We start from the raw sequence: 26,069 nt of genomic DNA on the forward strand, positions 1-26,069 counted from the left end.
TTTATGACCAATGAGGAATGTTATCCATTAAGCCATCCGCAGCGAAGAATATGGTATACAGAAGTTATTCATTCTGATAAAGGAATATGTAATTTAAGATTTTTATTTAAACTTCATCGAAAAATGAATTATTCAAAATTAAACCAAGTTGTGAATCGCGTTATCAGTGAAAATGACGGTCTGTGCATTAGGTTAAAAGAAAATGGGCATCAGGAACCGAAACAATATTTTATTAAACATGAAGAACAAGAATTTGAGTTTTTTGATTTCAGTAATGTGGAGAATACAAATTTACTTGAGGAATGGATTGAGCAGAAAACAAAAGAAACGTTTACATTATTTAATTCGAATTTATACTATTTCGCTTTAATAAAATTAAACGATAATGAATGTGCAGTCTTTGGAAATGTTCATCATATTATTATGGATGGTTTATCAATTCAAATATTTACTGAGCAGATTGCAAAATATTATTATGACATGCATAACGAGAATGAAGAAGGAGAAATTAAAAATTCATATGTTCAATTTCTGACCAATGAACAAACATACTTGAATAGTAGTCGCTTTCAAAAAGATCAAAAATTCTGGTTAGAGGAATTTAAAACACTGCCATCTGCGACTGGATTGAAGCCTTATAATACGTACCAAGTTAGTACCAAAGCATCACGTGAGACGTTTATATTAACGGAGCATTTGAAGAGAAAGATAGAAAAATTTTCTGAAGATTCCAAATTTAGTTTATACACCCTTTTTGTTGCTGCTTTCTCGTTGTCCATGTATCGGTGGACCTCATCGCTTAATATTGGTTTAGGAATGGCTTACGGCAACCGTATGACTAAAATGGAACGAAAATTGATTGGAATGATGGTGAGTACAGTTCCTTTAAGAATGGATATTGATCCAGAAGAAGAAGTACTTTCATTTATTAGTAGAGTGTCCAGAAAACAAAGTAAATCATTAAGACACCAGAAATATCCATTTGATTTGTTATTAAAGCGGATTAATAAAGAGAATAACAGTAATGTGAGACTTTTCGGAACTACGATTGATTATAGGGATCGTGATGAAAGTGGTGACTCACTATGGATTCCAAACCGTGAAGAAGTACAAGATTTTGCAGTGCATATTGAAAATCTAATTGATATAGACTCTTTACATGTACATATTGATTATCGTGAGGAGCTATTTTCTAAGGAAGAGATAAAACAGTTTTTTAACGTGATGTTAGCGATAATGGAAAACACTTTTGAAAACCCAAAGCAGAAGGTGGCTGAAATAGAAATCATTTCTGAGGAAGATAAAAGAAAAAGTTTAGTTGAGTTCAACAATCCTAAACTGGATGTCCCGCCTCAAGTAACTATTCATGAAATGTTCGAACGGCAAGCGATGATTTATCCAAATGCTATTGCAGTTACGTATGAAAAAGAAAAAATTACTTATAAGGAGCTTAATGAACGTGCAAACCAGTTAGCTCATTATCTGCAGAAAAAAGGAGTAGGACCTGATACTTTAGTTGGACTGTGCGTTGAACGTTCCCACGAGATGATTGTAGGTATTTTAGGGATTTTGAAGGCTGGTGGGGCTTATGTCCCACTTGATCCAACATATCCAGAGCAACGACTTCAATATATTTTAGAAGATGCTAGCATTCAGTTATTCGTAACGCAAGAAAGTTTAAAAGAATTGAACTGGTTACCAGAAAATGTTGAGTCGATTTGCCTGGATCGTGATCAAGATGAGATTGGGAAAGAAAGTAAGACTTTGCCGGTTTCTAGTGTCGGTCCCCAAAATCTGGCATATGTAATCTATACTTCGGGATCAACGGGAAATCCAAAGGGCGTTATGATAGAGCATCACAATGTCATTCGGTTATTTAAATCGACGGATTGTTGGTATCAGTTTAATGAAAAAGATACTTGGACGCTTTTTCATTCGTATGCATTTGATTTCTCAGTATGGGAAATTTGGGGAGCATTATTATATGGTGGAAAATTAGTTGTTGTTCCGTACTGGATTAGTCGATCACCTAAGGATTTTTATCAATTATTGGTGGAGGAAGAAGTCACAGTTCTAAATCAGACACCTTCCGCATTTCGACAATTAATACGAGTGTGTGAACAAGAAGATAAGAATAAAAATTTGCAGCTGCGTTATGTCATATTTGGCGGAGAAGCGTTAGAACCTACTAGCTTGTTACCGTGGTTTCAAAGGTATGGGGAGAAAAATCCACAGTTAATTAATATGTATGGAATTACAGAAACTACAGTTCATGTTACATATTATCCAATTACTCTAGATGATGTGCAGCATGCTTCAAGAAGTAATATTGGAAAGCGGATTCCCGATTTAGAAGTGTATATACTAGACGCTTATCAACAACCTGTTCCTATAGGTGTCGATGGTGAACTTTATATTGGCGGGGCAGGGCTTGCACGTGGGTATTTAAATAGACCTGAATTAACAGCAGAGCGTTTTATATCTCATCCATTTAGTAGTGATCTGAAAGCAAGATTATACCGGACAGGAGACTTAGCGAGGTATTTGCCAGATGGGAATCTAGATTATCGTGGAAGAATTGATCATCAGGTTAAAATACGTGGTTTCCGAATTGAGATTGGGGAAATTGAGTCTACTTTACATACATATGCATATGTAAAAGAGGCAGTTGTAATTGTAAGAGAAGATCAGCCGGGCGATAAAAGATTAATAGCATATGTTGTAGGAGATGGAAATGTAGATGCGTGGAGAGAGTATCTTAAAGCGAAACTACCAAGTTATATGGTTCCTTCGGGATTTGTGGCGATGGAAGCTATTCCACTTACAGCTAACGGTAAAGTTGATCGTGAGGCCTTACCTATGCCAGAGGAAAAGCAGATTAATAGTGAATGTGTTGGCCCTCGGAATAGTAACGAACAGATACTGACTACCATTTGGAAGCGAGTATTAGGTGTTAAAAAGGTGGGAATCTATGATAATTTCTTTGAAATTGGTGGCGACTCGATTCTCAGTATTCAAATCATATCTCAAGCAAGTCAAGTGGGGTTAAAACTTACTCCAAAGCAAATGTTTGAATGCCCAACTATCGCTGAGCTGGCACAAGTGGCTATAGAAACGCAGGGAGTACAAGCGGAGCAGGGAATTGTGATAGGTGATGTGCCTCTTACTCCAATTCAGTGCTGGTTCTTCGAGCAAGAACATCCACATACAGAGCATTGGAATCAATCAATGCTTTTAAGAGTAAAAGAAAGATTGAATGTGAAATTACTAGAGGGAGCGATATTAAATTTACTGAAACATCATGATGCTTTACGTTTCCGGTACGAACAGTTACCAAACGGAACGTGGAGGCAGAGAAATGAAGGGACTGATGAGCTGTCAGTACTCCATGTTGTAAAACGTAATCAAGTTAATGAAAAAGAGTGGAATAAAATAATACAAGAAGAGATGAACATTAATCAAGCTAGTTTCAATTTAGTTAATGGTCCGTTAATGAGAGTAGTGTACTTTGAAGATAACTTGACTAGAAATGATCGAATATTCTGGGTGATTCATCATTTAGTAGTAGATGGAGTGTCATGGAGGATTCTATTGGAAGATTTACAGGTGGTATATAACCAGATGAAACAAGGTCAAGAAGTTCGCTTACCTGCGAAAAGTACATCTTTTAAAGAGTGGTCTGAACGACTCCAGACATACAGTGATTCGGGTATTTCAAAAGAAGTACAAAATTATTGGAATGAACAAGTAGAAAAAGAAACGATGAAAATTCCAATGGACTATCCAATACAAGAAACAACAGAAGAATCGATTGATCAAGTGACGAGGACTTTAGGAATAGAAGAAACACAAACATTGTTACACGAAGTTCTAGTCACTCATAAGACAAGGATTGATGAGGTACTATTAACGGCATTAGGACAAGCTATCGTCGATTGTACAAATCAGCAAACCGTTTCTATTCATCTAGAAGGACACGGAAGAGAAGAGATGATTGAAGGTATTGATTCATCAAGGACAGTGGGCTGGTTCACGAGTATTTATCCCGTTCATCTCAATTTTCAAGGAACTCAAACACCTATTGAAGGGTTAAAGGCTGTCAAAGAACAATTACGTCGAATTCCAAATCGCGGAGTTGACTATGGTATTTTACGTTACTTGAATAAAGGATTACTTCCGTTTTATCAGCAAAAGCCTTCAATAAGCTTTAACTATTTGGGCCAATTTGATCAGGTGTTTTCAAGGGACTCTTTGTTTATGCAAGAGACAGGATTTACATTTTTAGATCATGCTCCAGATTCCAAACCATCTCATCTAATTGATGTTATCGGAATGGTGAAAGATGAAAAGTTACATTTTGTTTGGATGTATAGTAGAGAACAGTTTTCTAAATTGAAAATTCAATTGATAGCAGATGGTATGTTAAGGCATCTCCGTCAACTTATAAATAAACCAACAACAGAGTCTGCTTTTACGGTATCAGATTTTGCTGATGCAGAGGATCTTACGGAAGAAAGCTTGAGCAAAGTATTACTTAAATTAACAAAGAAGAGGGTGTAAAAATGGGAGACGTTATTGATATATATGGTTTATCACCTTTGCAAAAAGGAATACTGTTTCATACTTTATACGATCAAGATGATGAACATTCTTTTTCCTATATTGTACAAGTAGGTTTCTTGCTCGGGGGGCAATTGGATGTTGATATTTTTGAAAAGGCTTGGGAATATGTTATTAATCGACATGAGGTTTTACGTTCAGTATTTGTGTGGGAGGAAGTAGAAAAGCCATTACAAGCGGTTTACCAACGTCTTCCTTTTACTATTCATCAAGAGGATTGGAGCACCCATCCACATGAGGAAAGGGCGAAGAAATTACAACATTTTTTGAATGTAGATCGTAGAAAAGGATTTTTATTGGATGAAGCACCATTGATGAGAGTCACTGCGATTAAAGAAGCAAAAGAGGAAACGAGAATTATCTGGACACATCATCATATTTTGCTAGACGGATGGAGTGTGTCATTGGTCTTTAGTGAAGTGATGGAAGTTTATCTCAAGATGATAAAGGGAGAATTGTTGAATCTTCCTAAATCTCTTCCTTATAAAAAATATATTCAATGGATAAATAAACAAGATCAAAGTCAAGCAGAGGAATTTTGGAAAGAAGAATTAAAAGGGTTCTATGCACCTACTCCATTAGCAATGGAAAGAAAGGATCAAGGACAAGAGAAGGGTTATGGAGAGTGTGCTTATCAAGTATCTGAGGAACTTACTGAGAGTTTACAAAAGTGGGTACGAAATAATCGATTAACGTTGAATACGTTAGTACAAGGTGCATGGGCTTATTTGATGAGTAGGTATAGCGGTGACAGTGACGTCGTATTTGGCGTAACTAGCGCTGGACGTCCTACTGATTTAATAGGAGCAGAGAATATGGTGGGGCTATTTATTAACACATTACCTACCAGAATTCGATTAACGGATAATACATCAGTAGTAGATTGGCTTCGTAAAATACAAATGAAAGACATGGAACGAAGACAGTATGAGTATAATTCGTTGATAGATATTCAAGGCTGGAGTGAGGTTCCGCGAAATTGCTCCTTATTTCATACCTTGTATGTGTTTGAAAATTATCCAATTCAAGGTGAGAGAAATGATGATTTAAGATTACTAGATGTTAAAAGCACGGAACAAACAAATTATCCTTTAACACTCATTGTAATGCCCGGTAAGAAAATTACTTTAAAGTTGATGTATGATCGAAGCTATTTTAATGAAGAAGCAATAAATCGGATTCAGAATCACTTATTGCAAATATTAATTCAGATGACGAAGAGCCTAGATTCAAAACTATTTGAAATTACTCATTTAACAGAAGAAGAACAAATACAGTTACTAGAGGAATGGAATCATACTCAAGTTAATTATTCGGCTGAAGGCATGATTCATACGATGTTTGAGGAGCAAGTAAAAAAAACACCGGAAGCAATCGCGGCTAGTTACGAAAATGAACAAATTACCTATAAAGAGTTGGAGAAGCGTGCAAATCAGTTAGCTCATTATTTACAAAAGCATGGTGTAGGCCCAGAGTCTCTAGTTGGGGTATATATGGAACGTTCATTACAAATGATGATAGCGTTATTAGGTATTCTAAAATCAGGAGCAGCGTATGTTCCACTTGACCCTACTTATCCAGAGAGTCGACTTCGATATATATTAGAGGATGCTGGAATCGAAGTACTAGTGACGGAAGAGAATTCTAAAAATTTGTTTGTATCTGAAAATATAGAAACGATTTGTATGAATAAAGATTACACTGCAATTGAAAAAGAAGAAACAACCCCATGTATAAGTGGTGTAACAGGAGAAAATTTAGCGTATGTTATGTATACTTCAGGATCTACAGGGAATCCAAAGGGAGTAATGATTGAGCATCATTCAGTAATTAATTATCTAGAATGGATGCAACATAAATATCCGCTTTCTGAAAAAGATGTGGTCTTGCAGAAAACGCCATTCTCATTTGATGTCTCTGTTTGGGAATTATTTTGGGGCATTCACGTTGGTGCAAGTGTATCTTTCCTACCTCCAGGTGGAGAAAAAGATCCTTCTATTATAGCTGAAGTGATTAAACAACATCAGGTTACTATAGTTCAATTTGTACCTTCGATGTTATCTGTTTTCTTAGATTACTTCAATCATATTGAATTGAACATGAATTGTTCGTCCGTACGCCATGTATTTTCTGGTGGAGAAGAACTAAGTTCAGGGTTAGTTAGACGTTTTCAACAGAAATGGGATTATAGTGGACAAGTGAAATTAACCAACTTTTATGGGCCAACTGAAGCCACTATTTATGTGAATGCATTTGATATTCAGCCTAATCAAGAATTTGTTTCTATTGGGAAGCCAATACAGAACACGCAATTATATGTATTAGACCAAAATCAACGCTTGCAATCAATAGGAACTGAAGGTGAGTTATATATTGGTGGTGTTGGTTTAGCGCGTGGATACTTAAATCGTCAGAATCTTACTGCTGAAAAATTCATTTCGCACCCATTTCAATTGGGGGAACGACTATATCGAACAGGAGATTCAGTAAGATATCTAAATGATGGAAATATAGAATTTATAGGTAGAATGGATCATCAAGTCAAAATGCGTGGTTTTAGGATTGAACTAGGAGAAATTGAAGCAACTTTAGAAAAATGTTCGTTTATTAAAGAGGCTGTCGTATTAGTTAGAGAAGATCGTCCAGGTGATCAACGATTGGTTGCATATGTAATAAGCGATGGAAATACCGAAGAGTGGAGAGAGTATTTACAAAACCAATTACCGAATCATATGATTCCAGCGCACTTTATAGAGTTAGAACATTTTCCGCTTACTCCGAATGGGAAAATTGACCGAAAGGCCTTGCCAGCACCTGATGAGCAAGCTATTGAAGATTTAAATGTGCTACCTCGGACGCCATCGGAAGAGCTTATTGCCTCAGTTTGGAGTCAAGTGTTAGGAACAGAAAATATTGGCATTCAGGATTCCTTCTTTGAACGTGGTGGGCACTCACTACTTGCTACTCAAATCGTCTCTCGATTGCAAGAACTGTTCCAAATTAAAATTCCATTACGTGAACTTTTCAAGCACGATACAGTGGAAGCATTGGCGAAACGAGTGGATCAGTTACGAAAGGAAGATAAAAAACGAAAGGTTGCTCCTCTTGTACCTATGAAACGAGAAGAAGTTATCCCACTTTCCTATGCGCAGAAACGTCTATGGTTTATTGATCAATTAATGCCAAATAGTGCTATGTACAATATTCATGCAGCGTGTCGCTTAACAGGTAAATGGTCAATTGAAGCATTGGAGGTCGGATGGAATCAATTGTTGGAGCGTCATGAATCATTAAGGACGACAATTCTAGAACAAGAGGGTGAACCTTTTCAACAGGTTCAATCTCATGTGTTCAGGCATATTCCTCAAACGAATCTAACAGATCTTTCTTTGGAAGATAGGGAAAGAGAAATGAAACGCCTTATTCAAAACGAGGCGGAGGAACCATTTCATTTTGGACAAGGTCCTCTGATTCGAACACGAATATTGAAAGTGGACAGGGAAGAATGGGTTCTCATTTGTACGATGCATCATATTATTTCAGATGGATGGTCAATGGGAATCTTACTTGAAGAATGGATGGCTTTTTATGAAGGAGCACTAACCGGAAAACCAGTGGAATTGAAGGAGTTATCTATCCAATATGTAGATTTTGTCATGTGGCAGAAGGAATGGCAAAAAGAGGAGAGTTTGAATCAGCATCTTCAATATTGGAAGGAAGAATTATCTGGGGAACTACCGGTTTTACAATTACCGATGGATCGTCCTCGACCTGCAGTTCAAACCCATCGTGGTGCAAGTCAGTCCTTAATAGTGGCGAATTCCTTACAGGAAAAGCTCAAAGATTTAAGTTTGCAAGAAGGATGCACTTTATTTATGACATTGATGGCAGCGTATCAAAGCTTCCTTTCTCGTTATACAGGACAGGACGACATTATAGTTGGAAGCCCAATCGCTAATCGAAATGTGAAAGAGATTGAGGGATTAATAGGATTCTTTGCAAATACGTTAGTTTATCGAGCTGATTTCAGTGGAAATCCGACGTTCCAAGAACTATTGTCGCAGGTAAGAAAAAAAGCGCTAAAAGCATTCGAGTATCAGGACATCCCATTTGAGAAAGTGGTAGAATCCGTAAAACCTGAACGGAATACAAGTCATTCACCAATATTCCAAACTATGTTTACTTTACAGAATACGAAACAAGAATTTCTTCAGCTATCTGAAAGACAAATGGAACTCATGAAAAGCCATGCTTCTGTTGCCAAATTTGATTTGAGTTTATTTGCTTCTGAGACGGAAGAAGGATTATCACTAACCTTTGAATATAATACTGATTTGTTTAATGATACAACCATTGAACGTATGGCAAGTCATTTTAAACATTGGTTAAATCAAATTGTCTCTCATCCAAAATGTATACTATCAGAACTGAATATGTTATCGAAAGTAGAATATAAGCAACTACTAGAGGAATGGAATGAATCAGCCGTTATAGATATAGAAGATAGTACGATTCATACAATGTTTGAAGAACAAGTGGAAAAAACACCAGAAGCAATTGCAGTAGTGTGCGAAGATGAAGAACTAACATATCGAGAGTTGGACGAACGCTCAAATCAGTTGGCACATTATTTGCAAAAAAATGGTGTAACATGCGAATCATTAGTTGGGATTTGCGTTACACGTTCATCCGAGATGATTGTCGGTCTCTTAGGAATTATGAAGGCGGGAGGAGCATATGTCCCAATTGATCCAGCGTATCCGGAAAGTCGACTGCAGTACATTTTAGAAGATGCTCAAATAAAGGTACTGGTGACACAGGAAAAGTTACAACAAAAAATGGTTATACCTCCATTCGTCAACGTCATTTGTATTGATCGTAATCGAGCAGAAATAGAACAAGAAGTTACTACGGTATGCACGAGTGAAGTGACGGGCGATAACTTAGCCTATATTATCTATACTTCAGGTTCCACTGGAAATCCAAAGGGAGTAATGATTGAGCACAGGAATACAGTAACAATGATTCATTGGGCGCATCACACGTATTCTCGAAAGGAATTAGCGGGAGTATTAGCTTCAACTTCACTATCTTTTGATTTATCCGTTTTTGAAGTATTTGTTCCCTTAACGATGGGTGGTAAGGTGATTGTCGCTGAAAATGCTCTACATCTAGACAAGTTGTCTACCAAAGGTGTGACTTTGGTTAATACTGTGCCATCGGCAGCAAAGGAACTGGTTCGAGCAAAAACAATTCCTTCTTCAGTAAAGGTAATAAATTTGGCTGGAGAACCGTTACCATATCCGCTTGTTCAAGATTTATACGAGAGAAGTACGATTGAGAAGGTGTTCAACTTATATGGACCGTCTGAAGATACTACGTATTCCACGTATATGGAATTAGAAAAGGGTGTCATGCATAGGGTACCACCAATCGGTAAACCAATCTTCAATACAGAAGTATATGTATTGAGTGCTGAACGAAAAATGGTTCCAATTGGTGTAGTTGGTGAGCTATACATTGGTGGATCAGGGTTAGCGCGTGGATATTTAAAACGCCCTGACTTAACGGAAAATCGATTTATACCGCATCCGTTTAAAGAAGACGAGCGAGTATACCGGACTGGAGATCTAGTAAGGTATTTGCCGGATGGAAATTTGGAGTATGTTGGACGAATCGATCATCAAGTAAAAATTCGTGGGTTCCGGATTGAACTAGGAGAAATTGAAGCGACATTACAAAGGCATACATTAGTTAACGAAGCTATTGTGATGGTGCGGGAAGATTATCCTGGCGATCCACGTTTGATCGCCTATGTTGTAGGAGGCGGGGATGCTCAAAAGTGGCGTGATTATCTCAAGGATCAACTACCAAATTATATGATCCCAGCCTATTTTGTTGGATTAAATGCATTTCCACTCACTCCTAATGGGAAAATTGATAGGAAGGCCTTACCAGCACCAGAGAGACAGGAGATAGCAAGTGGTTATATTGCTCCTCGTACGTCCACGGAAAAAACAATCGTTTCGATATGGCATGAAGTTTTAGGTATGGAAAACATCGGAATTCAAGATTCGTTTTTTGAAATTGGTGGCCATTCACTACTCGCTACGCAAGCTGTTTCCAATCTTAAAGAGGCTTTTGGAATCGAGATACCATTGCATGATTTATTTATGTTTCATACGGTGCAGCAATTGGCAGAACAGATTGATCAATTGCTCGATAACAAAAATCAAGAAATGCAGAATGATAGTAAGGAGAATGTAAGTCTTCAAGACTATGTTCAAAAAGAAGCAGAAGTGAGTAATGATGAAGAATTACTGGAACTACTTAAGCAATTAGAGGAGCTATCAGAGGAAGAAGCACAAGGGATATTCGAGAGTAATTTGATTGAGGAAGGGGTAAAAAAATGAGAAGTGATTTACTTGCAAAGCTGAGTTCACTTTCTCCTGAGAAGAGAGCATGGCTTCAGAAGCAAATGCAAAAAAAGGAGAATAAAGAAGCACTCCCGTTGTCTTATGCGCAACAACGTTTGTGGTTTATGGACAGATTTAACCCAAACAGTTCTTTATATAATATTCCAACAGTATGGCATCTAAAAGGAAATTGGATACCTGAAGCATTAGAGAAGGGATTCAATCGACTCATTGAACGTCATGAATCATTACGAACTGTTTTTAAAGAAGTAGGAGAACAGCCTGTGCAACAAATTCTCGAATTTCTTCCTAGAGCATTACCTGTAAGGGATTACTCTCAACTTCCTCTAGAAGTAAAAGAAAAAGAGGTAGATAGTTTAATTGCGAGAGAAGCGCAAGAACCATTTGATTTAATGAATGGTCCTTTAATTCGTAAGCAGCTTGTTCAATTAGAGAAGGATGAATGGTTATTACTGTGTACGATGCATCATATTATTTCTGATGCTTGGTCCATTGGTATATTCATGAATGAATTACTTGCTTTCTATGAAGAAGAAACGGGCGGAAATCCTGCTAAATTAAGTTCACTATCCATTCAATATGCAGACTTTGCGAAGTGGCAAAAGGAGTGGTTGCAAGGTGATGTGCTAAATCGTCAGCTTACGTATTGGCAGGAAGAATTGTCTGGTGAACTTCCTATCTTACAACTGCCAGTGGATCGACCTCGACCGGTTAAGCAGACTTACTCTGGGGCTACGCATCATGTGATTTTTCCTTATAAATTGCTTAGTCAATTGAAGGATATAAGCCGACAAGAAGGATCTACTTTATTTATGACTTTAATGGCCGCATACCAGAGCTTTCTTGCTCGTTATACAGGACAAAAAGATATTCTAGTTGGTAGCCCGATTGCAAATCGGAACCATAAGGGAGTAGAAGGATTAATTGGTTTCTTTGTTAATACGTTGGTTTATCGATCAGATTTGAGTGGCACCCCTACCTTTCGGGAGATTTTGAACCAAACAAAGAAAAAGGCGTTAAAAGCTTACGAATATCAAGATATACCATTTGAAAAAGTGGTAGAAGCTGTGCAACCTGAACGAAGCATGAGTCATTCCCCTATATTTCAGACCATGTTTACGCTACAGAATATAAAACAAGAACGACTAGATTTGCCTGATAGAAGTATTGAAATGGTAGAAAGTAATATGTCTATTGCTAAATTTGATTTGAGCTTAACTGCCTATGAAGTGGAAGAAGGTCTATTCGTCTCATTTGAATACAACACGGATTTATTTGATAGTAGTACCATTGCACGTATGGCAGGACATTTTGAGAACTGGCTAAATGAAATCACGTATCATCCAGATGAATCATATACAAAGCTGTCAATGTTATCAGATACTGAGCAAAAACAACTCCTAGAAGAATGGAATGATACGGACGTAGTTTATGGTCATGATTGTATGATTCATGAGCTATTTGAGCAACAAGTTGCACGGACACCTGATGCAGTGGCGGTAGTTTATGAGGGTGGAAAGCTAACGTATCAAGAACTAAATGAAAAATCGAATCAATTGGCACATTTTCTACAAAAACGAGGTATCGGACCTGAATCATTGGTTGGTATATGTATTGAACGTTCTCCTGATATGATTATCGGTCTCTTTGGGATTTTGAAGGCAGGTGGGGCTTATGTCCCACTGGACCCAAGTTATCCCGAAAACCGCCTGAGATACATTTTGGAGAATTCACAAATTCAAGTGCTGTTAACAAAAGAGGCACTACAGGACTGGTTACCTAAAGATATTCAAGCAATTTGTTTAGATCGGGATCAAGTAATGATTTCTAAAGAGAGTAATTTAGCTCCGGTGAGTGGAGTAACAGCAAATAACTTAGCCTATATTATATACACTTCGGGTTCGACAGGAAATCCAAAGGGGGTAATGATTGAACATCATTCTGTTATAAATCGCCTACAGTGGATGCAGAAAAAATACCCATTGTCTGAGGAGGATACAATCCTACAAAAGACACCGTTTTCGTTTGATGTTTCTGTCTGGGAATTATTTTGGTGGTCATTTGTAGGAGCACGTGTTTGTTTACTTCCACCAGGAGGAGAGAAAGATCCTGCGGTGATTGAGGAGTATATTGAACGATACCGTGTGTCCACCATGCATTTTGTTCCGTCGATGTTATCTACTTTCTTAGATTATATGGAATTATATAATTCGAAAAGGGATGTATCGTCTTTAATTCAAGTTTTTACTAGTGGAGAAGCGTTAAACACTGAACAGGTTCGCCGGTTTAAGGGGATCTTTTACAATGCTCAGCAAACAAAGTTAATTAACTTGTATGGTCCTACTGAAGCAACTGTGGATGTGACTTATTACGATTGTGATTTAGAAAAAGAACCAATGCTTATTCCGATTGGTCGTCCGATTGATAATACAGAGTTGTATGTGTTAGATCAATATCAACAAGTGGTCCCAATTGGTGTGGCAGGGGAACTTTACCTTGGAGGAGTAGGATTAGCACGTGGCTACTTCAATCGACCGGATTTAACTACTGAACGTTTTATTCCGCATCCCTTTAAGGACGGGGAACGATTATATCGAACGGGTGACTTGGTTAGATATATAAATGATCGTAACTTAGAATATATTGGAAGAATAGATAACCAAGTTAAAATTAGAGGATTCCGAATTGAATTGGGAGAAATAGAAGCAGCTTTACATGATCACTCATCTGTAAAAGAGGCAGTCGTGTTGGTGAAGGAAGATCGACCAGGAGATAAGCAGTTAGTAGCTTATGTAGTGGGTGAAGGGGATACTGGGGAGTGGCGTGAATATCTCAAGAAGCAATTACCACATTATATGGTTCCGGCATACTTTTTCCAAATTGAAGGTATGCCACTTACTCCAAATGGTAAAGTGAATCGGAAAGCATTATTGGAATTAGAAGAACAGTTCATAAGTGAAGATATTACTTCATCACGAACACCAGTGGAGGAGCTCATCGTTTCCGTTTGGAGCCAAGTGTTAGGAATAAAAAATATTAGTGTTCAGGATTCCTTTTTTGAAATCGGTGGTCATTCACTACTAGCTACTCAAGTAGTGTCACGTTTACAGGGAATTTTTCAAATCGAATTACCAGTACGTGAACTATTTGAATATACAACGGTGGAGTCACTGGCAAAGCGATTAGAACAGTTACGTAAAGGAGATAAAAAACGAGAGATTCCGCCACTAATACCAATGAAACGAGGAGAAGCTATTCCACTATCTTATGCCCAACAACGTTTATGGTTTATTGATCAATTTACACCTAATAGTGCCCTTTACAATATGCCAATGGTATGCCGTCTTACAGGGAATTGGCTACTTGAAGCATTGGAAACGGGATGGAATCAACTAATAGAACGTCATGAATCACTGCGGACGGTCTTTCAAGAAGTGAATGGTCAACCCGTACAGCAAATTGAACCGTATGCTTTTCAATCAATTCCGAAAACGGATTTAACTATGCTTTCTTCTGAAGATCAAGAAGAAGAAGTTAAACGTTTAATTCAACAAGAAACAGAAGTGCCATTTGATTTAACAGAGGGTCCATTAATCAGGACAAGTATTTTGCACGTGGGAGAGGAAGAATGGATACTCCTTTGTACTCTACATCATATCGTTTCAGATGGATGGTCAATGGGAATCCTACTTGAAGAATGGATGGCATTTTATGAGAAAGCAACGGATGGAAAGGTAGCGGAACTTGAACCATTACCGGTTCAATATTCCGACTTTGCTCAGTGGCAAAAAGGATGGCTAAAGGAGGAGGTGCTTGATCAACAACTCCAATACTGGAGGGAAGAATTGTCTGGGGAGCTTCCTGTACTCCAACTTCCTGTGGATCGCCCGCGTCCCGCAATACAAACTCATCACGGGTCGACATACACTATGGTTCTGCCAAGCACGCTACATGATAAATTGAATGAACTTAGTCGAAAAGAAGGGGCTACGCTCTTCATGACGCTTTTAGCTGCATATCAAAGTTTTCTATCTCGTTATACGGGACAAGAAGATATTCTGGTCGGAAGCCCAATTGCGAATCGGAACTATAGAGAAATTGAAGGACTAATTGGTTTCTTCGTTAACACACTGGTTTATCGAGCTAATTTGAGTGGTAGACCGACATTTCAAGATGTACTGTATCAGGTTCGTCAAAAGGCATTGAAGGCGTATGAATATCAAGATATTCCATTTGAAAAAATTGTAGAAGTTGTGCAACCGGAGCGAAGTACAAGTCATTCGCCAATCTTCCAGACTATGTTCATCTTGCAAAATATGAAACAAGAGTTACCGGTGTTATCTAGTAGAAGTATTGAAATGATAGAAAGCCATAGTCCAATTGCAAAGTTTGATTTAAGTGTAATGGCAGTTGAGACGGAAGAGGGATTACTTTTTACTTTTGAGTACAATAAGGATTTATTCAATGCTACTACTATTGAACGGATGGCAGGACACTTTGAGAAATGGCTACATGAAGTTTCTCATCGCCCACAAAATCCGTTGCATGACCTGAGCATGCTATCAGAACCCGAACGTACTTTGTTATTAGAAACATGGAATGACACTGTAATGGAAATGTCTCATCAGGGTCTTATTTGCGACAGATTTGAGGAGCAAGTAGCAAGGCGTCCGGATGCGATTGCGGTAGTTGATCAAACAAAACAGTGGACTTATGGTGAACTGGATACACAAGCAAATCAGTTGGCAAATGTTTTACGGCGAAAGGGAGTAGCCCCAGAGTCAGTGGTAGGAGTTTATCTTCCGAGGTCAGCTGAGCTAATGGCAAGTTTACTAGGCATTTTAAAAGCTGGTGGAGCTTATGTTGTTTTAGATCCGTTATATCCAAAATCAAGGTTAGAATACATGATTGAAGATGCAGGAATTCAATTTGTAGTGACGGCGGAAGGACAAGAAGGACATTTCGCACACGTCGAAATGGTGAGGTTAGAAGAACTAACAGTGGAAAGCGTAATCGCACCTACACGTCAAATAAATCCAGAGAACTTAGCCTATATTGTTTATACCTCTGGTTCTACAGGAAAACCGAAGGGTGTCATGGTTGAAAATCGCTCATTAATGAATATGGTTTCTTGGCATCAAGAAGTTTATCATATTTCAGCAGAGGATCGTGCGACTCAGATTGCAGGGGTTGCTTTTGATTCGGCTGTCCAGGAGATTTGGCCGTATCTAACTGCTGGCGCAGCACTCTACTTGTCAACAGAGGAACTGAGAATTAATCCAGAAGCACTAAGGGACTGGCTCATTGATTCACGAATAACAGCTAGTTTTGCACCTACGCCTATTCTGGAAAGACTCTTGAAATTATCTTGGCCAGATAAAATGGATCTTCGTTTTATCATTACTGGTGGGGATCAATTAACGCAGTATCCATCTAGCGATATTCCTTTTGCGGTAATTAATCAGTATGGTCCATCGGAAAATACCGTTGTTACTACAGATTGTTACGTACCTGTAGGGGTGACAACAGGTACGCCATCGATTGGTCGACCGATTGCGAATACAGAAGTTTATGTGTTAGATTCTCATCTTCAGCTAGTACCAATTGGTGTAATTGGAGATCTCTATATTGGAGGGAAGAGTCTTGCACGTGGATATGCTAATCGTCCGGATCTTACAAAGGAAAAATTTATTCCACATCCTTTCAAGTCAGGAGAACGTCTCTATTATACAGGAGACAAAGCAAGTTATCTTTCTGATGGTAATCTCCAGTTCCATGGACGTATAGATGACCAAGTAAAAATTCGTGGTTTCCGGATTGAATTGGGAGAAATAGAAGCTGTTTTGCAGGCACATTCTTCTGTGAAAGAAGCAGTTGTATTGGTACGAGAGGATAATCAAGGTGATAAGAGATTAGTAGCTTATGTAGTTGGTGAAGGAAGTGTCCATGAATGGCGAGAACATCTACAAACACATTTACCAAATTACATGGTTCCAACAAACTTTATTGAGATGGAATTTTTACCACTTACACCGAATGGAAAGCTTGATTTGAAGGCATTGCCTATACTTAGTGAACAATCCGCTGAAAATACTGTATACCCAAGAACTCCGCTGGAAGAACTTATTGCTTCAGTGTGGAGTCAAGTGCTAGGAATAAGAGACATTGATGTTCAGGATTCATTCTTTGAGCTCGGTGGTCACTCTCTACTTGCTACACAAGTGGTCTCACGCTTACAGGAAGTCTTTCAAATCAAATTGCCAGTACGTGAACTGTTCGAATATTCAACGGTCGAAGCATTATCGAAACGAATAGATCAGTTACGTAAGGGGAGCGAAAAACGAGAAATTCCACCATTGATGCCGATGGAACGAGGGGGAAATATTCCACTGTCTTATGCCCAACAGCGCTTATGGTTTATTGATCAATTTGCACCTAATAGTGCACTTTATAATATGCCAATGGCATGCCGTCTTACAGGGAATTGGTTACCTGAGGCATTGGAGTTGGGATGGAATCAGTTGATAGAGCGTCATGAATCTTTGCGGACTGTATTTTATGAAGAGGATGGCCATCCTATGCAGCAGATTCAACCGTACGTTTTCCGTCCGCTTCTGCAAATGGACTTAACTAAGCTTTCATTAGAGGAGCGAGAAAGAAAGTTGGAGCAATGGATTCAAACTGAAGTCGAATCTCCATTTGATTTAGAAAAAGGGCCATTGTTCCGTGGGAAACTCATAAGAATTTCAGAAGAAGAATGGGTTCTTCTGTGTAATATGCATCATATTATCTCAGATGGATGGTCGATGGAAATCTTGCTTCAAGAATGGATGGCATTTTATGAGAATACGATTGGTGAAAAACAAGCAGAGCTGGAACCACTACCAGTTCAATATGCCGATTTTGCTCAGTGGCAAAGAGAATGGTTGAAAGATGAAGTACTATATCAACAACTTGCGTATTGGAAGGAAGAATTATCCGGTGAGTTACCAGTCTTAATGTTGCCAATGGATCGTCCGCGTCCGCCAGTGCAAACCCACCATGGATTAACTCATAATGTTTTGTTATCGCGCTCATTACTGGATAAATTAAACGAACTAAGTCGTCAAGAAGGGGCCACACTTTTCATGACCTTATTGGCATCGTATCAAAGTTTCCTTGCTCGTTATACGGGACAAACGGATATTATTGTTGGCAGCCCAATTGCAAATCGAAATTATCGAGAAATTGAAGGGCTGATTGGTTTCTTTGTCAATACATTGGTTTATCGCGCTGATTTAAGTAATGCACCGGCATTTCAAGAGTTGTTGTCTCAAGTGCGGATAAAAGCATTGAAGGCGTATGAGTATCAAGATGTTCCGTTTGAGAAAATTGTAGAGGTTATCCAACCTGAACGAAATACAAGCCATTCTCCGATTTTCCAAACCATGTTTACTTTGCAAAATACGGGACAGAAGCTACCAGAACTACATGGAAGAAATATAGAAGTAATGGAAAGTAATGCTCCTATCGCTAAGTTTGATTTAAGTTTAACTGCTGCAGAAGTGGAAGAGGGTTTATTACTTACTTTTGTTTATAGAACTGATTTATTTGACAGCTTAACTATTGAATCCATGGCTGAACATTTTGGGAACTGGTTGAATGTAATCGTGGAGAATCCTGATAAAGCATTAGCTAAGTTGCCTATATTGTCAGGATTACAGCAAAAACAGTTGGAGGAGTGGAATAATGATGCTGTAGCATATCCACAGGAAAGTACAATTCATCAGCTGTTTAAAGAGCAAGTAAATCGTACACCTGATGCGGTAGCAGTGGTAGATGAAAAACAGCAGTTAACGTATCGAGAGCTGAATGAAAAAGCTAATCAATTGGCCCACTATCTTCAGCAATGCGGGATTGGGAATGAATCATTGGTTGGACTTTGCTTTGAGCGTTCAGTTGAGATGATTGTTAGTATTATGGGGATTTGGAAGGCTGGAGCAGCCTATGTTCCATTAGACCCATCATATCCAGAAAGTCGTCTACGATATATTTTGGAGGACACTGGAATTCAAGTATTAGTTACGAACGAGTCATTGGAAGACTGGATACCTAAAGAAATCAAGATAGTTTGTCTAGATAGGGATCAAGCAATGATTTCACAAGAAAGCATTCTTTCACCAAAATGTGAAGTAACAGGAGAAAACTTAGCGTATGTTATCTATACTTCAGGATCAACGGGGAATCCAAAGGGTGTCTTGATACAGCATCATTCTGTACTAAACTTGTCGCATGGTTTACAAAAAGAAGTTTTCGAACATGAGATACCATCTAACATGCATGTCGGTTTAAATGCGTCAATTGCCTTTGATGCATCTATCCAGCAATTACAAATGCTGCTTTATGGTTCAAGTTTGTATATTATTCCGAATGAAGTACGAAGTGATCCGGAGCAGTTTGTAGCTTATATTAGGGAGAACAAGTTAGAAATCTTTGATATAACACCTTCATTGCTTCAATTACTTATAGATGCCGGATTGTTAGAAACGTGTGATGGCGTTCATGTTCCAAGTAAGGTACTGGTTGGTGGTGAAGCAATTATGCCGTCATTATGGGAACAGCTAGTAGAGACTGATAAAATACAGTTTTATAATGTATATGGTCCTACAGAATGTACGGTTGATGCAACATGCTATCATATCAAAAAAGATAGTAAGAGAGTAACAATTGGGCGTCCATTGCCTAACGTCCAAACTTATGTATTAGATAGTAATAGGTTGCCAGTTCCAGTTGGTGTGATGGGGGAACTTTATATCGGAGGAGTAGGTCTAGCAAAGGGGTACTTGAATCGTCCAGAGTTAACATCCGAACGATTTATTTCTCATCCATTCAAAGAAGGCGAGAGGTTATATAGAACAGGCGATCTTGTGAGATATCTTCCTGATGGTAATATAGACTACTTAGGAAGAATGGATAATCAAGTGAAGATTAGAGGATTTCGAATCGAACTTGGGGAGATTGAGTCGACTTTACAAGAGCATGACTTGGTAAAAGAGGTAGTTGTAATAGTTAGGGAAAATCAGTCGGGAGATAAGAGGTTAGTAGCTTATGTAGTGGGCGAAGGTAGTGTAGAAGAATGGCGAGAGTATCTTAAAACAAAACTGCCAATCCATATGATACCTTCCTACTTTGTCGAAATGAAAGAATTACCGCTAACCATAAATGGAAAGGTTGATCGGAAATCGTTACCTATACCAGATTATCAAGGAATACAAGAAGGCTACGCGGCCCCAAGAAATGAACGTGAACATAAGCTTTCTATCATTTGGGAACGTGTGCTAGGTTCAAAACGTATTGGTATTTATGATAACTTTTTTGAAATTGGTGGAGATTCAATTCTTAGCATTCAGATTGTCTCTCGCGCAAAGCAAGCTGGTTTACAGTTGACACCAAAACAACTATTTGAACACCAAACGATTGCTGAGTTGGCGCAAGTAGTCAAAGAAGAACAAGGTGTACAAGCTGAACAAGGAATTATAACTGGAGAGACGATACTTACACCTATTCAGCAAAGGTTTTTTGCACAAAATCATCCTAATCCACATCATTGGAATCAATCCATGTTCTTTAGAACGAAAGAAAAATTGGACATAGGATCACTGGAAAAGGCAGCGCGTAACCTTCTACTTCATCATGATGCCCTGCGTTTAAGATATGAACGTTTACCTAATGGGACTTGGGAACAGTGGAATGAAGGAATTGAAGAACAATTGATGCTGACTGTCATTTCATTAGACGAAGTGCCGGAAGCGGATTGGCATGAAGTTATTCAAAAAGAGATTAATGTTGCACAAGAAAGATTGAATTTACATGATGGTCCTTTAATGAGAATGGTGTATTTTGATGAAGGTGAGGAGACTGGTCGATTATTTTGGACAATTCATCACTTAGCCGTGGATGGTGTTTCTTGGCGAATTTTATTGGAAGATTTGCAAACAGCATATACGCAAGCGGTCCAAGGGCAAAAAATTCAATTACCTATGAAGAGTACATCTTTTAAAGAATGGTCGGAGAAATTACAACATTACGCTCAAACTGGAATATCAAAAGAAGTGCTACATTACTGGGAGCAGCAGGTTGAACAAGACGTAGTTATACTGCCAGTAGATGGTACTATAAGTAATCCAGTAAGCGCAGTAACTGAGGAAATTACTGTGGTGTTAAACGAGAATGAGACCCGTATGTTATTGCAAGAGACTTTAAGCACTCACCGTGTCCAAATCAATGAAGTATTATTAGCAGCATTGGTACAAGCTACAGCAGCATGTACGGGGCAGCCGATATTAAGCGTAGATTTAGAGGGACATGGTCGAGAAGAGATTATTGAAGATGTTGATTTATCGAGAACCGTGGGATGGTTTACAAGTATTTACCCAGTTCATTTAAATATTACTAATGCTAATACGCCAATTGCAGCATTAAAAGCAGTTAAAGAACAAGTTCGCAAAATTCCTAATAAGGGTGTTGATTATGGGGTGTTGCGTTACATGAACACAACAATGTGTGAGCCATTAAGCTCCCAATATACACCGTCTATTAGTTTTAACTATCTTGGACAATTTGACCAAATGTTTTCTAGCGATGCAATGTTTATTCCAGAGAACAAATTTAAGCGTTTAGATCATGCTGCCGGTTCCAAGCGATCGCATGTAATTGATGTAATTGGGGTTGTAACGGATGGAAAACTTCAGTTCACTTGGGTATACAATGTTGGACAATTTGCCAAATCAACGATTCAAAGTATTGCACAGAATATGCTATATCAACTGAGTAGATTGATTCAATCTTCAGATAGAGAATCTGCACTGACCATTTCGGATTTTGCAATGGCTAATCTTAGCCAAGAAGGTTTGACAAATGTACTAAATAAAATGCATCGTGGAAAGAAAAATCAGATTACTGATTTATATCCACTATCACCTTTGCAAGAAGGTATGATCTTCCACACATTGCATGATCAAGGGGATGAACATGTTGCACCGTATATAGTGCAATTGAGTTTTATGATTCAAGGGGAAATGGATATTCCTACTTTTGAGCAGGCTTGGAAATCTGTAATTCAGCGGCATGAAATTTTTCGTACAGCATTTGTATGGGACGAAATTGAAAAACCTGTACAAGTGGTGTATGAAAATATCCCATTTAAAGTGAACAAAGAAGACTGGCGTACAATGACAAGTGAAGAGATAGCGGAAAAAAGAAAAGTCTTTTTGGCATTAGATCGAAAACAAGCCTTCCAATTTGATGAAGCACCATTGATGCGGGTAACAGTCATTCAAGAAGGTGAGGAAGAATATCGGATTGTTTGGACCCATCACCATATTTTACTGGATGGATGGAGTTTACCATTGGTCTTTAATGAATTACTTACAGTCTATCAGAAGAGAATGAATGGAGAAGCTGTGAAGTTACCTAAGTCCTCACCATATAAGAAATATATCCAATGGTTAAGAGAACAAGATAAGGAGCAGGCGGAACAATTCTGGAGAGAGAAGCTAAAAGGTTTTACTGCGCCAACTTTGCTGGGCTTAGAAAGTAAAGAGGAAGAAAAAGGTTACACAGAGAAGGTTACGTATTTATCAGAAGAGCAGACTCAAGCGTTACAAGGATGGGCGAAACGCAATAAACTTACTTTGAGTACAGTAATTCAAGGGGCATGGGCATATCTCATGAGCCGATATAGTGGAGAAAATGACATTGTTTTTGGTGTAACAAGCTCAGGGCGTTCTACGGAGATTATTGATGTTGAAAACATCGTAGGTCCTTTCATTACAACGTCACCGACGCGAATTCAATTGATGGATGATATAAAATTAATAGATTGGTTGCAGAAGATACAAGAGGAAGAGATAGAAAGAAGACAATATGAGTATGCTTCTTTGACAGAGATTCAGGGGTGGAGTGAAGTTCCTAGAGGAATACCGCTGTTCAATAGTTTATATGTGTTTGAAAATTATCCAGTGAAAGAGGAGTCTTCAGAAAATCTGGAAATTGGTGAATTGGAAGGGGTAGAACAAACCCACTACCCATTAGGGTTAGCTGTAGTTCCAGGAATCCAGTTATCGTTAAAGTTAATGTATGACCGTAGTAAGTTTAATAGAGTAACCATTGAACGAATGCTGGGTCATTTACACCAAGTGTTAATGCAAATGCTCAAAAACATTGATCAAAATCTATCGGAGCTAGTATATATTACGGAAGCTGAACAAAGAAAGCTATTGGAAGAATGGAATAATAATACTATATCCTATCCACGTCAAAATGTAATTCATCAACTATTCGAAGAGCAAGTAAATCGTACACCTGACGCGTTGGCAGTAGTAGATGAAAAACAGCAACTAACATATCGAGAGCTGAATAAAAGAGCTAATCAATTAGCCCATCATTTACAGAAATGTGGAATTGGGACAGAGTCATTAGTTGGCCTCTGCTTTGATCGATCAGTTGAGATGATTGTTGGTCTCATGGGAATTTGGAAGGCTGGAGCAGCCTATGTTCCATTGGATCCATCGAATCCAGAAAGCCGCCTGCAATATATTTTACAAGACACGGGAATTAAAGTTTTAGTTACAAATGGGGTATTACTAGGATGGATACCTAAAGACATCAAGACAGTTTGCCTAGATAGGGACCAAGCAATGCTTTCTCAAGAAAGCAAACTTTCACCAATATGTGAGGTAACAGGGGAAAACTTAGCGTATGTTATCTATACTTCTGGTTCGACAGGGAATCCAAAGGGGGCTTTAGTACAGCACCATTCTGTAATAAACCTATCCTATGGTTTACAAAAAGAAGTTTTCTCACATGACATACCTAGTAATATGCGCGTCGGTTTGAATGCGTCAATTGCCTTTGATGTATCTATTCAGCAATTACAAATGTTGCTTTATGGTTCAAGTTTATATATTATCCCAAGTGAAGTTCGCACTAATCCGGAACAATTTGTGTCCTATATTAGGGAGAATAAATTGGAAATGTTTGATATGACACCTTCATTACTTCAATTACTTATAGATGGAGGATTGCTAGAAATAAGTGCTGATGTTCATGTACCAAGTAAGATATTAGTCGGTGGTGAAGCAATTATGCCGTCATTATGGGAACAGCTAGTAGAGACAGAAAAAATTGATTTTTATAATGTATACGGTCCTACAGAATGTACGGTTGATGCAACATGCTATCATATCAAAAAAGATAGTAAGAGAGTAACAATTGGCCGTCCGTTGCCGAACGTTCAAACTTATGTATTAGATAAAAATTTGTTACCTGTTCCAGTTGGTGTAACAGGTGAGCTATATATTGGGGGTGCAGGTATAGCGAGAGGATACTTGAATCGCCCAGAATTAACAGCAGAGCGATTCATCCGTCATCCATTTAATGAAGAAGAACGTTTATATCGTACGGGAGATTTGGTTCGTTATTTACCTGATGGTAATTTAGATTACTTGAGAAGAATTGATAATCAAGTGAAAATTAGGGGCTTTCGTATTGAACTTGAAGAGATTGAAGCGAGTATAGAGAGGCATCCATTGGTAAAAGAAGCAGTAGTTTTGGTAACAGAGGATAAATTAGGAGAGCAGAGATTGGTTGCTTATGTAGTTGGAGATGTTAGTATGCATGAGTGGCGTGAGTATCTCAAGACACAAGTACCAAATTATATGGTTCCCGCTCACTTTATTAAGGTAGACGAGATTCCTCTTACAACAAATGGCAAAGTTGATCGAAAGGCATTGAACAATTTAACTATTCATAGAGAAAATAACTTCTCTACACCAATCATTCCAAGGGATGAAATTGAATATCAGTTGATTAAAATCTGGCAGGATGTGTTACAGATAGAAGATGTTTATGTAAATGATGATTTCTTTAATAGAGGAGGACACTCTCTCCTTGTAATTAAATTAGTTTCAAAAATTAGGGAGAAGTTTGGAAAAGAGATTAAGGTGTCTACATTGATTAAGAATCCAACAGTGGAAGGAATCGCATGCCTTATTCGTGATAAGCATGATATGACGAAATCAGTAGCAGCGCTAGTTTCACTACAAGAATCAGAGAAAAGACCTTTCTTCTGCGTTCATCCGTTTATGGGGAATGTATTCTGTTACATTCAACTAGCAAGATTGCTTAAGAGCCATTGTTCATTTTATGGTTTACAGAATCCTCTTATAGAAAAGAAAGAAATTGACGAGTTAACTTTGCCGGAAGTAATTCAACTTTACATCGAAGAAATAAAACGTGTTCAGCCAGAAGGTCCATATCGTCTTGGAGGATGGTCTTTAGGCGGTGCGATTGCTTATGAAATCGCAACTGTACTAAGGAGTCAAGGTGAGGAAGTTGAGTTGTTGATACTAATGGATACTAAAGTACCTTCAGAGCAGGACTATAAAACAACGGAGGATATGCTCTCATATATATATGAGCATTTCATTCCTAGAGATTTTACTGAGCAGGAAGAAGGCCTCTTCCATAAACAAGATATGCTTGTAGAGCGATTAATTATGGAAGGAGTACTCCCGCCTGATGCAGATCTTATCAATTTGAAGCAAGTTATCAATGCTCATAGGAAATGCCTGAATATAATGGCAGAGCATGATTTAATACCATACTCTGGAGAAGTTCTCTACTTTAGTGCTGAGGAAGGAAAAGAGTTGTTTACAGATTGGGGACCTTTATTAAAAGGAAGAGTAAATAAGTATTCTGTCCCTGGATCACATGAGGAAATAGTAGACTTCCCCGCAGTTGAAAAGATAGCTAAGTACCTATTAAATGAATTTGAAGAGATAAAAGAAACATCCCTTTCATTAACTGAAAAGTAGAGAGCGCAAAAGATGCAACGCAATGAACGAAAAGGGGAGACCAATACCTGCATGCATATCAAGTGTAGGGAATAATGAATATATTAAGAGCATTACTTTTTAAGGGGATAATGTAAAAAGTAATTGGTAGAGACATAGAAATCTTTGTAATAGAAGC

General features: G+C 38.2%; 3 protein-coding genes. All 3 read left to right on the forward strand.

The window, feature by feature from the left end; all coding sequences use genetic code 11:
- Nucleotides 1-3: 3 nt before the first annotated feature.
- Genes AC1Q51_RS03540 through AC1Q51_RS03550 form a run of 3 tightly spaced genes read left to right on the forward strand, consistent with a single transcriptional unit; the run spans nt 4 to nt 25,912 of the window.
- A complete protein-coding gene (locus AC1Q51_RS03540; protein ID WP_097997634.1) occupies nt 4-4,560 on the forward strand; it encodes a non-ribosomal peptide synthetase in 4,557 nt (1,518 codons plus the stop codon).
- 2 nt (nt 4,561-4,562) lie between these two features.
- Nucleotides 4,563-11,033 (forward strand): amino acid adenylation domain-containing protein, encoded by a 6,471-nt coding sequence (locus AC1Q51_RS03545; RefSeq protein ID WP_492331377.1) that lies wholly within the window; start codon nt 4,563-4,565, stop codon nt 11,031-11,033.
- Nucleotides 11,030-25,912 (forward strand): non-ribosomal peptide synthetase, encoded by a 14,883-nt coding sequence (locus AC1Q51_RS03550; RefSeq protein WP_492331378.1) that lies wholly within the window; start codon nt 11,030-11,032, stop codon nt 25,910-25,912. The genes AC1Q51_RS03545 and AC1Q51_RS03550 overlap by 4 nt, the downstream gene beginning before the upstream one ends.
- Nucleotides 25,913-26,069: the final 157 nt, after the last annotated feature.

Source organism: Bacillus sp. MT94, from assembly GCF_058792475.1.

Bases quoted from the DNA above. Each gene is read 5' to 3' on its own strand.
- AC1Q51_RS03540 (WP_097997634.1), top strand. From the start codon at position 4: ATGACCAATGAGGAATGTTATCCATTAAGCCATCCGCAGCGAAGAATA.
- AC1Q51_RS03545 (WP_492331377.1), top strand. From the start codon at position 4,563: ATGGGAGACGTTATTGATATATATGGTTTATCACCTTTGCAAAAAGGA.
- AC1Q51_RS03550 (WP_492331378.1), top strand. From the start codon at position 11,030: ATGAGAAGTGATTTACTTGCAAAGCTGAGTTCACTTTCTCCTGAGAAG.